General features: G+C 69.9%; 11 protein-coding genes. 4 read left to right on the top strand and 7 right to left on the bottom strand.

Annotated elements, in window-relative coordinates; all coding sequences use genetic code 11:
- Positions 1 to 73: 73 nt before the first annotated feature.
- Entirely contained in the window at positions 74 to 649 is a 576-nt protein-coding gene (locus tag ABZ342_RS36110; RefSeq protein ID WP_155548166.1) for a hypothetical protein, read from the top strand.
- A 48-nt stretch (positions 650 to 697) separates the two neighbouring features.
- On the opposite strand, the gene ABZ342_RS36105 is transcribed toward ABZ342_RS36110, so the two are convergent.
- The 4 genes from ABZ342_RS36105 to ABZ342_RS36090 form a co-directional block, all read right to left on the bottom strand.
- On the bottom strand, positions 698 to 3,013 hold the full coding sequence (locus ABZ342_RS36105) for an oxidoreductase (protein WP_360482880.1): 2,316 nt from the start codon (positions 3,011 to 3,013) through the stop codon (positions 698 to 700).
- Between the two features lie 63 nt (positions 3,014 to 3,076).
- Positions 3,077 to 3,844: an amino acid ABC transporter ATP-binding protein gene (locus ABZ342_RS36100; RefSeq protein ID WP_360482877.1), complete on the bottom strand. Its 768-nt coding sequence runs from the start codon at positions 3,842 to 3,844 to the stop codon at positions 3,077 to 3,079.
- Positions 3,841 to 4,644 (bottom strand): amino acid ABC transporter permease, encoded by an 804-nt coding sequence (locus ABZ342_RS36095; RefSeq protein WP_155548169.1) that lies wholly within the window; start codon positions 4,642 to 4,644, stop codon positions 3,841 to 3,843. Before ABZ342_RS36095 ends, ABZ342_RS36100 begins: the two co-directional genes overlap by 4 nt.
- A 93-nt stretch (positions 4,645 to 4,737) precedes the next feature.
- Complete coding sequence (locus ABZ342_RS36090; RefSeq protein ID WP_230863030.1) at positions 4,738 to 5,562, bottom strand: basic amino acid ABC transporter substrate-binding protein; 825 nt, start codon at positions 5,560 to 5,562, stop codon at positions 4,738 to 4,740.
- Positions 5,563 to 5,710: 148 nt separating this feature from the next.
- Here ABZ342_RS36090 and ABZ342_RS36085 point away from each other — a divergent pair, with 148 nt between their 5' ends.
- The 3 genes from ABZ342_RS36085 to ABZ342_RS36075 are packed head-to-tail and all read left to right on the top strand — an operon-like array spanning position 5,711 to position 9,166.
- On the top strand, positions 5,711 to 7,369 hold the full coding sequence (locus ABZ342_RS36085; RefSeq protein ID WP_360482873.1) for a circularly permuted type 2 ATP-grasp protein: 1,659 nt from the start codon (positions 5,711 to 5,713) through the stop codon (positions 7,367 to 7,369).
- A 10-nt stretch (positions 7,370 to 7,379) separates the two neighbouring features.
- Complete coding sequence (locus ABZ342_RS36080; protein ID WP_155548172.1) at positions 7,380 to 8,327, top strand: alpha-E domain-containing protein; 948 nt, start codon at positions 7,380 to 7,382, stop codon at positions 8,325 to 8,327.
- Positions 8,324 to 9,166, top strand: a complete 843-nt coding sequence (locus ABZ342_RS36075; protein WP_155548173.1) for a transglutaminase family protein — start codon at positions 8,324 to 8,326, stop codon at positions 9,164 to 9,166. The genes ABZ342_RS36080 and ABZ342_RS36075 overlap by 4 nt, the downstream gene beginning before the upstream one ends.
- On the opposite strand, the gene ABZ342_RS36070 is transcribed toward ABZ342_RS36075, so the two are convergent.
- The 3 genes from ABZ342_RS36070 to ABZ342_RS36060 all read right to left on the bottom strand — a co-directional run bounded on the left by ABZ342_RS36070 (position 9,163) and on the right by ABZ342_RS36060 (position 11,385).
- On the bottom strand, positions 9,163 to 9,507 hold the full coding sequence (locus ABZ342_RS36070) for a hypothetical protein (RefSeq protein ID WP_360482869.1): 345 nt from the start codon (positions 9,505 to 9,507) through the stop codon (positions 9,163 to 9,165). The genes ABZ342_RS36075 and ABZ342_RS36070 overlap by 4 nt on opposite strands.
- Entirely contained in the window at positions 9,504 to 9,860 is a 357-nt protein-coding gene (locus ABZ342_RS36065) for a hypothetical protein (protein ID WP_360482866.1), read from the bottom strand. Before ABZ342_RS36065 ends, ABZ342_RS36070 begins: the two co-directional genes overlap by 4 nt.
- A gap of 94 nt (positions 9,861 to 9,954) precedes the next feature.
- Positions 9,955 to 11,385, bottom strand: a complete 1,431-nt coding sequence (locus tag ABZ342_RS36060) for a M20/M25/M40 family metallo-hydrolase (RefSeq protein ID WP_360482863.1) — start codon at positions 11,383 to 11,385, stop codon at positions 9,955 to 9,957.
- Between the last annotated feature and the right edge of the window lie 180 nt (positions 11,386 to 11,565).

The raw sequence follows: 11,565 nt of genomic DNA, 5'->3' as shown, positions 1-11,565 counted from the left end.
ACCCCATGGTGGTGCCCGTGAAGACGGCGGAAAAGAACGCGCGGCGGGGTGAGCCGCCGCTTAGGCTCGGGACATGACCCCCGTCCAGCCGGCCGGCGCCCTCACCTTCGAGGAGGCACGGCACCTGCAGGAGAACCTCCGGGAACCGGTGCGTCCCGGGCTGACCGGACCCGAGCTCGACGACGTCGAGCGCCGGTTCGGCTTCCGCTTCGCCGCGGACCACCGCACGTTCCTGTCCGCCGGCGTCCCGATCGGCGACCGCTGGCCGGACTGGCGCTGCGGCAACCCGGAGCAGCTGCGCAAACGGCTGGCCTGGCCGGTCGACGGCGTGCTGTACGACGTCGAGCACAACGGCTTCTGGCTGCCGGACTGGGGCACGCGCCCGGTCGGCCCGGAGGACGCGGTCCGCGAAGCCCGCCGTCGCCTGGCCGACGTCCCGCAGCTGGTGCCGGTGTGCGGGCACCGGTACCTGCCCGGCTTCCCGGACACGGCGGGCTACCCGGTGCTGTCGGTGTACCAGACGGACATCATCGTTTACGGCTCCGACCTGCGGGACTACCTGCACCGCGAGTTCGCGACGGGCGGCATCAGCACGGCCCCGCCGGACGGGCCGCGTTATATAGATTTCTGGTCCCGCTTCATCGACTAAGCGAATCTGACACTGTCTAGCGTCAAAACTAGAGAAACTTAGAAGCTGCTAGCTCTCTCGCCGCAGCATGCGGCTGACGCCCGCCGCCACCGTGGTCGCCAGGATCCAGCCCGACGCCGTGAACCCGGCCGCCACCCAGTTGTCCGAGCCGTGCATGTACCAGCGCGACTTGTTGCCGAAGTCCACGATCGGCACCAGCAGGTCCGCCGTGTAGATCACCGGGTTCCACTGCAGCCCCGTGTCCTGCTGGTTCACCACGCACCGCGGGCCGTTCGCGATGATCTGGTGCGTGGGATCCGGACTGACCCAGTGGATGCAGTCGTCCGAGCCGAGGCCGAACCACAGGCTCCCCAGCACGAGCAGCGTGAACAGCCAGCCCAGCGCGCGCACCGGGCGGTAGCCGTAGCCGACCATCGACCGCTGCAGCCAGCTCCACAGCCGCACCCCCGGGCCGAAGAACTTGAAGCCGCCGGCCAGCGCGTCGTAGCGGAACTGCTGCTTGCGCAACGCCACCGTCGACGCGTGCTCTTCGTTTCCCGCCGCGCGGAGCATGTGCGCCAGCTGGTCGTACGGGCCGGGCCGGTAGCCGCGCATGGCCCTGCTCAGCAGGTCGATGCGGTGGTCCAGCGCCTTGTCGTCGGCCAGCGGGATGCTCTTGCCCAGCGCGTCGTAGCGGAAGTCCTCCAGCTCGATGCCTTCGGACGCGGCCCAGAACTCCTCGTTGTCGGTCAGCGTCCCGCAGTGCGCGCGGCGCAGCACGACCCGGCCGGTCGGAGGCACGTTCGGCGTCAGCGTGAACTCGTCCGCCGCGACGTCGCCCGCGTCGAGCGCCACCATGAACGGGGGCAACGAGCCCAGCTGGGAACCGCGCAGGTCCACGCGGCGGGCGACCTGGGCGCCGTCCAGGTTGACGCCGCCCTCGGCGACGAACGGGCGGCCGTTGTTGTCGCGCAGCGTCAGATCGCGGCCGATCCGGCCGGTGCGGATGTCGAGGGAGAAACTGCTGGTCGCGCGCAGGCCCGGCTCCGTCAGCCGCGTCCCGGCCAGGTTGATCGAGCCGCCGACCTCCACGCCCTGCAGCCGCAGCGTGCCGTGGATCGTCGCGTCCGTGAGCTGGAAGTTGCCCGCGATCTTCGACCGGCGCGCCGAGAACACGTCCCGGCCCGGGTGGCGGAACATCGAGTTCCAGGCCAGGAAGTTGCCACCGACGGTGACGTCGGCCAGCCGCAGCTGACCGGCCGGGACGCGCAGGCTCGTCGCCTCGATGTCGCCGCCGATCTCGGTGCCGTCCAGGTGCAACGCGCGGTCGTAGTACGGCTGCGACTTGCCGCGCACCACGCTGACCTCGGCGCCGGCCAGCCGCAGCGAGCCGCCGATCCGGGCGTTGACCATGCGCAGCGTGCCGAGCGCCTGCAGGCCGTCGGACAGCTCGACGTTGCCGTCGACGCGCATCCGGTCGGCGACCAGCGCCGGGCGCGGGTCGAGGTACGGGTCGTTGGACTTCCACGCGTCGACGGCGATCGGCCCCTGCTGCGACACCGTCAGCTTCGCTTCGCGCAACACGATGTCGCTGTCGACCGTGGCGCTCGGCAGGTACATGATCCCGGTCGCGGAGAAGCGTTTCCGCTGGCTGGCGGGCCCGTAGTTGTCGACCTCGCAGAGCAGGCTGCCGCCGATGTGCAGGCCGTTGCCGTTGAGCGCGAAGCCGTCCGGGTTGTTCAGCGTGGCGCCGGAGAAGTTGACGTTACCGCCGGTCCGCAGGCCGGGGAGCCGGACTTCGCCGTTCGCGACCATCCGGTACGCCAGCAGCGCGCCGGCGAGCACCAGCCGGTCGGCGTGGATCGCCTTGCCGTGCGGGTGGGCGATCACCGTGCGGGTCAGCACCAGCGACCCCTCGATCACCGCGTCGGTGAGGTTGACCGCGGCGTTCGGCATCCCGCGCTCGCGGTCGTCACCGCGCTGGACGGTGGTCTCCTCGATCTCGCGGTCGGCGCCGTCGACCTGCACGACGCTGCGGATCAGCCGGACGTCGTTGCGGCTGCGCATGTTGCGCGCCTTGAGCCCGGGCAGCCAGCACTTGCGGAACACGAGCCCGAGCAGGTGCGCCTCGCGCACGTCCGGCGGCTGCTCGAACCGGCAGCGCTCGAACCGGAAGAGGTACTTGAGGTCCGCGGCACGCAGGTCGAGCGTGCCGGTGATGTAGGCGTCCTCGACGTAGACGATCGGGGCGTTCGTGGCCGTTCGCCGCCAGCGCAGCAGGCCGCCGTTGCCGGGTTTCAGCAGGTCGGCGGCCTTGACCTCGTAGCGACGGTCGGGGATGCCCGCGAACGGGTCGAGTGGAGGCAGCGCGCTTTCGGTCGTCATGGAGCTGCCTCCCCCTCCTCACCCACTTTCAAAGTAGCGAACGCGAACGAAATTCGCAGGTGGTTACGGCCCTTCGAGGCCGCCGCTGTTCGTCGGGTCCAGGACGCGCGCGAGGAACGACTTCGTGCGGTCGTGCTGCGGGTCGCCGATCACCTGGCCGGGCGGACCCTGCTCGACGACGACGCCGCCGTCCATGAACAGCACGCTGTCGGCCACCTCGCGGGCGAACTGCATCTCGTGCGTGACGACCAGCATCGTCATGCCCTCTTCGGCCAGCTGGCGCATGACCGCGAGGACGTCGCCGACGAGCTCCGGGTCCAGCGCGGACGTCGGCTCGTCGAACAGCATGACGTCCGGGTTCATCGACAGCGCCCGCGCGATCGCGACGCGCTGCTGCTGCCCGCCGGACAGCTGCCCGGGCAGCGACGTCTCCTTCTCGCTCAGGCCGACCTTCTCGAGGTTCTCCCGCGCGATCCGCTCGGACTCCTCCTTGCCGCGCTTGAGGACCTTGCGCTGCGCGACCGTGAGGTTCTCCAGCACGGTCAGGTGCGCGAAGAGGTTGAAGCCCTGGAAGACCATCCCGATCTTGCGGCGAGCGCCGTCGATGTCGACGTCCTCGTGGGTGATCTCGTTGCCGTTCACCACGATCTTGCCCTGCTGCGGCTCCTCCAGGAGGTTCACGCAGCGCAGCAACGTGGACTTGCCCGAGCCGGACGGCCCGATGATGCAGACGACCTGGCCGCGCTCGACCTGCAGGTCGATGCCCTTGAGCACCTCGAGCGGGCCGAACGCCTTGTGCAGGCCGGCGATTTCGACGATCACGTCGCTCACTTGGTACCCCCGGACACTCCGGCGCCGTATTTTTTCTCCAGCCGCTGCTGCAGGATCGACAGCGGGATGGTGATGACGAGATAGCAGAGGCCCGCGACGACGATCGGGGTCAGGCCCTTCGCCTCCAGCAGCGCCTGGCGGCTGAACTGCGCGAGCTCCTGCTGCGCCGGCGTGGTGCCGAGCAGGAACGCCAGCGACGAGTCCTTCGTCAGCATGATCAGCTCGTTGGCCAGCGGCGGCAGCACGATCCGGAACGCCTGCGGGATGACGATCGTGATCATCGACCGCGTCGGCGACATGCCGAGCGAGCGGGCGGCCTCGACCTGCCCGCGCGGCACGGCCTGGATGCCGGCCCGGATCGTTTCGGCCATGTAGGCCGAGGACACGATGCCGAGCGCGATCATGATGGAGATGTTGCGCGGCAGGTGGGTGTCCGGGAACGCGATGGGGACGCCAACCCCGACCGCGAGGAAGATCAGCAGCGCGGGCAGGCCGCGGAAGAACTCGATGTACCCCCGCGCGAACCACCGGTACGGGCCCACCGAGGACAGCCGCATCAGCGCGAGCACGAGGCCGAGCCCCAGGCCCAGCGCGAACCCGAGCGCGGTGAAGATGATGGTGTTCTTGAGCGCGACCGTGATCACGTCGGGGAACTGCGCGGCGGCGACGTCGAGGTCGAAGAACGCCCGCCCGATCTGACCCCAGTTGGCCAGGAACGCGAAGACCACGATGATCACGAGCAACAGGACGTACTGCGCACCCCGGAACGCCGAACGTCGCCGGCGTCGGCTCAGTGCCATTTCACTCCTCAGGCAAGCCCGGAAAGGGCGGTTAAGACACCTCTGGAAACACCGCTGTGGCCGGTGCCGAAGCACCGGCCACAGGCGGGGGTCTTACTGGGTGGGGTTACCGGGCAGCCAGGTCGGTGCCTTGCCGAACCACTTCTGGTAGATCTGCGCGTAGGTGCCGTCCGACACCGAAGCCTTCAGCGCGTCGTTGATCGCCGTGACCAGGGCGGAGTTCCCCTGCTTGACGCCGATGCCGTAGAACTCGTTCGTCTTGAACTCGGTCGCGACGGCCGTGTCCGGGTTCGTCTTCACGAAGTCGTACAGCACGCCGTTGTCGTTGACGCCGGCGTCGACCGTGCCGTTCTTGACCGCCTGCTCCTCCAGCGCCAGGTCGTCGAAGGTGACGATCTCGGCGCCCTTCGCGTGCTCCTTGGCGTAGTCGGCGCCGGTCGTGGCCGACTGGACGCCGATCTTCTTGCCGGCGACGTTGCTGAAGTCCTTGATCGGCGAGCCGGACTTGACCAGCAGCGCCTGGGTCGCCTCGAAGTACGGGTTCGAGAAGTCGAACTTCTGCTTGCGCTTGTCGGTGATCGTCATGCCCGCCGCGGCCAGGTCGCACTGGCCGCTGTTCATGGCCTCGCCCGACTCGATGTTCTCGAACGCGATGTCGACGATGTTCTGCGTGACGTTCAGCTTCTTCGCGACCAGGTCCACGAGGTCGACGTCGAAGCCGACGATCTTGTCGCCCTGCTTGACCTGGAACGGCTGGTAGGGCAGGTGCGTGCAGGTCGTGAGCTTGCCGGACGCGATCAGCTGGACACCGCCGGCCGCCGTGCCGCCGTCGTCGCCCCCGCACGCGGTCAGGGCGGCGGCCGCCAACGCCAGCGCCGGGATCAGGGCGAGCGCCTTGAGTTGGGGTACTCGGGCCACGTCGTCACTCCTCGTAGTTCTCAGTTCGTGAGAGCACGCATATTGCCACTCATCCATACCAAAGCACAGCACTGTCGAGTTACAGCGACGTTTCGCCCCGCGCCCACCTCCGCGAGAGTGTCGCGCACGAAGGCCCACGTGGGTGAGGATGTCGTTCATGAACGCGATCCCGCCCCGGCTGCCCCCGTCCGGTCGACGCGCGAGGAAGGCGACGACCCGCCGGATCACCCGGCCGGGGGCGCGGTTCGACGGGTACCTCTCGCCGGAACGCCCGCACGCCGGTGCGTACGACGAGATGTTCGCCGACGACGGCACGGTCCGCGGGCCCTACCGCGCGCTCTACGAGTCGATCGCCGCACTCGACGCGCACGACCTCAACTCCCGGTCGATGGCGCTGGACCGGGCGATGGTCGACCAGGGGATCACGTTCTCGCTGTCCGGCCAGGAGCGGCCGTTCCCGCTGGACCTGGTGCCGCGGGTGATCCAGGCGGCGGAGTGGTCGAAGCTCGAGCGCGGCGTGGCCCAGCGCGTCCGCGCGCTCGAGGCGTTCCTCGCCGACATCTACGGCGACCGCCAGATCCTGCGCGAGGGCGTGCTGCCGCGGCGGCTCATCACCTCGTGCGAGCACTTCCAGCGGGAGGCCTTCGGCATCAACCCGCCGAACGGCGTGCGCATCCACGTGTCCGGAGTGGACCTGGTGCGCGACGAGGAGGGCACGTTCCGGGTGCTGGAGGACAACCTCCGCAACCCGTCCGGGGTGTCGTACGTGATGGAGAACCGGCGGACGATGGCGCGGGTCTTCCCGGACCTGTTCGCCCAGCACCGCGTCCGGCCGGTCGGGGACTACGCGTCGCACCTGCTCCGGGCGCTGCGCGCGGCGGCCGCGGCGAACGTCGCCGACCCGGTGGTCGTCGTGCTCACCCCCGGCGTCCACAACTCGGCGTACTTCGAGCACTCGCTGCTGGCCCGGCTGATGGGGGTCGAGCTGGTCGAAGGCCGCGACATGTTCTGCCGTGACAACGTCGTCTACCTGCGGACGACCGAGGGCGAGCGCCAGGTCGACGTCATCTACCGGCGCATCGACGACGAGTTCCTCGATCCGGTGCACTACCGGCCGGACTCGGTGCTCGGCATCGCCGGCGTCCTCAACGCGGCGCGCGCGGGGAACGTCGTCGTCGCGAACGCCGTCGGCAACGGCGTGGGCGACGACAAGCTCGTCTACACCTACGTGCCCGAGATGGTGAAGTACTACCTCAACGAGAAGCCGCTGCTGCCCAACGTGGACACGTTCCGGTGCTGGCTGCCGGACGAGTTCGACCACGTCATGGCCCACCTCGACGAGCTGGTCGTCAAGCCGGTCGAGGGCTCCGGCGGCTACGGGATCGTCTTCGGGCCCGAAGCGACCCCGGAGGAGCTGGCGACGCTGCGGCGGAAGGTGCGCGCGAACCGGCGCGGCTGGATCGCGCAGCCGGTGGTCCAGCTCTCGACCGTGCCGGCCAAGGTCGAGGACCGGCTCGCGCCGCGGCACGTCGACCTGCGGCCGTTCGCCGTCAACGACGGCAAGGACATCTTCGTCCTGCCCGGCGGGCTGACGCGGGTGGCGCTGCCGGAGGGCAGCCTGGTCGTCAACTCGTCGCAGGGCGGCGGTTCCAAGGACACGTGGGTGCTGACGTCCCGGACGTCGAGCGCCGAGCGCGAGCTGGAGCAACCCGCCCTCGGCGCGATGTCCACCGTGGACGGCCTGATCGCCGAGCAGGGGCCCGAGCTGACGTCGTCCCAGCAGCAGCAACAACAGCAGCAGAGTTAGGGAGGTCCGGATGCTGGCACGCAACGCGGAGTCGCTGTACTGGATCGGCCGGTACGTCGAACGCGCCGACGACACCTCCCGGATCCTCAACGTCTCGGTCCACCAGCTGCTGGAGGACGCGACGGTCGACCCCGACCACGCGAGCCGTCAGCTGCTGGCCGTCCTGGGCATCGACACCCCGGACGGGGAGGCCCTCGACGTCTGGAAGCTGACCGAGCTGGTGGCGTACGCGAAGGACAACGCGGCGTCGATCGTCGGCTCGATCAACTCGGCGCGCGAGAACACGCGGGGTGCGCGCGAAGTCGTCTCGACCGAGCTGTGGGAGTGCCTGAACGCGACGTGGAACGCGGTCCCGGACCGGCAGCGCTACGCGCGTCGAGCCGGGCCGCACGCGTTCCTGTCGTTCGTGGAGGAGCGCGCGGCGATGTTCGCCGGGCTCGCCGACTCGACGATGTCGCGGGACGACGGCTGGCTGTTCATGGTGCTCGGCCGCTCGATCGAACGCGCCGACATGGTGGTGCGGCTGCTGCTGTCGCGGGTCGCGGACCGCGCGTCGTCACCGGGGTGGATCACGGTGCTGCGCTCGGCCGGCGCCCAGGACACGTACTTGAGGACGTACCGCGGCGCGCTCGACGCGGGCCGCGTCGTGCAGTTCCTGTTGCGGGACACGCTGTTCCCGCGTTCGGTGTTCCATGCGCTGCGGCAGGCGGAGGAGTGCCTGCAGCGGCTCGACCCGGGCGGCGGCGCGCGCAACAACGAGAAGTCGGAGGCCCTCCGCCAGCTCGGCCGGGCCCGCAGCGAGCTGGAGTTCTTGCGCCCGGCGGACCTGCTGACCGACCTGCCGCGGCGGCTCGGGACGTTGCAGACGACGATCCGGGAGATCGGGGAAGCCGTGTCGTTGCAGTACTTCAGCACGTCGCCGTGGGTGGCGTGGAGCGGTGCGGAGGTTTCACTGTGACGTGGCAGCTGCGGGTGGCGCACCGGACGGGGTACCGGTACGCGACGCCGGCGACGCAGTCGTACAACGAAGCGCGCCTGACCCCGCGCTCGGACCGCCGTCAGACGACGGTCGCGACGCGCATCGAGACGACCCCGGCGACGCGTGCGTACCGCTACACGGACTACTGGGGCACGGTCGTGACGTCGTTCGACCTGCACGCGCCGCACACGGAGTTCACGGTGCTGGCGACGTCGGTGGTCGAGACGGCGGACGAAGCCGAGCCGATCCGCACGGCGTCGTGGAAGGACCTGCGTTCGGAGACGGTCATCGATCATCGGACGGAGTACCTGAGCCCGACCGACTACACCCCGCGCGACGCCGCCTTGGCGCGCGAAGCTCGCGCGCTGCGGACCGGGTTGGATCCGGCCGAGTCGGTGCTGGCGGTGTGCGAGTGGGTGAACAAGCAGCTGAAGTACCAACCGGGCACGACCGGCGTCCACTCGACGGCGACCGACGCGTGGCAGGCGCGTGAGGGTGTGTGCCAGGACTTCGCGCACGTGACGCTGGTGATGCTGCGCGCGATCGGCGTCCCGGCCCGGTACGTGTCGGGGTACCTGCACACGAAGCCGGCCGCGAAGCTCGGCGAGGTGGTGGAGGGCGAGTCGCACGCGTGGGTCGACGTCTGGACCGGCGGCTGGTGGGCGTACGACCCGACGAACGCGATTCCGGTCGGCCCGCGGCACGTATGGGTGGCGATGGGGCGGGATTACGCCGATGTGGCGCCGCTGAAGGGGATCTTCACGGGCGGTGGGCAGTCCACTTTGGACGTGTCCGTCCACTTGACCCGGCTGGCCTAGGCGGACTCGGCGCCCGCCCCTCGCGCGTCGAGCAGGGTTCGCAGGTGGTCGATGGTCGCGCGGACTTCGTTCTCCCACTGCCGCGCGTCCTCGTCCCCGCTCTTCGCGGCGTCGAGCTGAGCGAGCACCCAGGTGCGGATCAACGCGGTCGGCTGCACGTTCCGTGCGACGGCGAGCTGCCGCAGCTCCTCGATCCGATCGACGGGGATGCGCACGCTGTAAACCGCGGTCGGGTTCTTGGACGGCCGCTGGTGCCGCACCCAGCCGACCTCGGCGTCGGCGTCCGGATCGGCCTCCGCGGCCTCTGCCACGCGAGCGAGAAGTTCTTCGTTCGTGGTCACGAAACCTCCCAAAGTCCTTGATAAACCTGCCGGGCCCGCTTGTCCGCTGGCCAAGCCGTCGCCACGCGCCAGACCCCGTTCGGCGGATGCCGGTCCGGGAGAAGAACCACCACCAGCAAACGCGCCATCCCGGCCGAGTGACCGACCACCCGGATCGACTCGCCGGTCCTCGACGAGGGATCGCGGCCGATCAACCGGCGCGGATCGAACACCGCCTCCATCGCGTGCTCCGGCGCGATGTCCAGGGCGCCCGGGTAACGCAGTGACCGCCGCAGGTGCTCGGAGTCGGGTACCTGCACCACCTCCAACGGCAGGATTTCCAGCGGGATCCCGTCGTACAGCTCGCCTTCCACAAGGTCAACGTATTACAGCGTAATACGTACACTCGATCCGGGCAACACAAAGCCGGCGCGTCCCCAGGTGGGAACGCGCCGGCTCGGGAAGACCTCAGCCTCGGGCGTGGGCGTCCAGGATGTGCGCCACGGCTTCGGTGACCCGCTGCGCGTGGTCCAGGTGCAGCCACTCGTCCGGCACGTGGATGTTCGAGTCGGACCCGCACGCGCCCGTGACCAGGAACTGCGCCTCCGGGTACTTGCGCGAGAGCAAGCCCATGAACGGGATCGAGCCGCCCATGCCGGTCGCGCGGTGCGGCCGGCCGAACACCTCGTCACTGACCGTGCGCAGGGCCGCCGTCAGCCAGGGCGACTCGGCCGGCGCGTTCCAGCCGTCCTCCGCCTGCGGGTTGTGACCGAAGGTGACCTTCGCGCCGTACGGGACGTCGGTGGTCAGGGCCCGCTTCACGGCTTCGAGGCCCTTCTCGGCGTCGGCCGTCGGCGGGAGGCGGAAGCTCAGCGTCAACGTCGTGCTCTCACGCAGGACGTTGCCCGCGTCGGCCGGCTTCGGGAAGCCGTCGGCGCCGATGATCGACAGCGTCGGGCGCCACGCGTTGTTGAGCATCAGCTCCAGCGCGTCCTCGGTGATCACGCGACCACCCTCGACCAGCGGGAACGCCTTCGACAGCGCCTCCGGGAAGTCCTGCGAGACGGCCTTGAGCTCGGCCAGCCGGTCCGCCGGGACGTCGACCTTGAGCTCGTCGAGCAGCAGCTCGCCGGTCTCGCTGTCCTCGAGCCGCTCGATCAGCTTCCGCAGCACGCGGAACGAGCTGGCGACGACGCCCGACGCGATGCCCGAGTGCTGGGCCGAGGCCAGCAGCTGCACGGTGACGTCGAGGTGCAGCATCCCGCGCAGGCTCGTGACCAGCCACAACCGCTCGTAGTCGCTGCCGCCGGCGTCGAGGCAGATCACCAGCGACACCGCGCCGATGCGGTCGGCCAGGTGCTCGACGTACGCGGGCAGGTCGGGGCTGCCGGACTCCTCGCCGGTCTCCAGGAGCACCACGATCCGGGCGTGCTCACCGCCGGCGGCGTGGACGGCTTCGATCGCCGTCGTCGCCGCGTAGCCGGAGTAGCCGTCGTCGACGGACCCGCGGCCGTACAGCCGGCCGTCGCGGATCACCGGGGTCCACGGGCCGAGGCCTTCGGACCAGCCGCCGACCGGGGGCTGCTTGTCGAGGTGGCCGTACATCAGGACGGTGCCCCGGTCCGCCGCGCCCGGGGTCGCCGGGACGTCGACGAGCAACAGGGGAGTGCGGCCTTCGAGCTGCACGACGTCGAGGGTCGCCCCGGGCAGGTCGCGCGCGGCGATCCACTCGCGGACGTGCTCGACGGCGGCGGCCAGGTGACCGGTCGTCGCCCACTCGGCGTCGAAGGCCGGGGACAAGGCGGGGATGGCCACCAGCCCGGACAGACTCGGGATGACGTCGTCGGTCCACGACGTCACGACGGATTCACGAACGGATTTCTGCTCCACGGCGCCCATCGTGCCACGGGGCTACGGGCGTGCGGCACATCACAACGTCGTCCCCGGAGTGGGTGATCACGCAGGCGCACGGCCACGTGCTCGTGCGGCCACGCCTGGTGAGCGCGCGGACCGATTCCCTACTCTCGTAGGTCCGATGCTCGGGCTTCCTAACGTTTTCCCTGTTCAGAGCCCCTTTCT

This window comes from Amycolatopsis sp. NPDC005961, from assembly GCF_040629235.1.
GTDB classification, from domain to species: domain Bacteria; phylum Actinomycetota; class Actinomycetes; order Mycobacteriales; family Pseudonocardiaceae; genus Amycolatopsis; species Amycolatopsis camponoti.
Note: the sequence above shows the minus strand (reverse complement) of the source record. Positions and strands in the feature narration are given on the sequence as shown.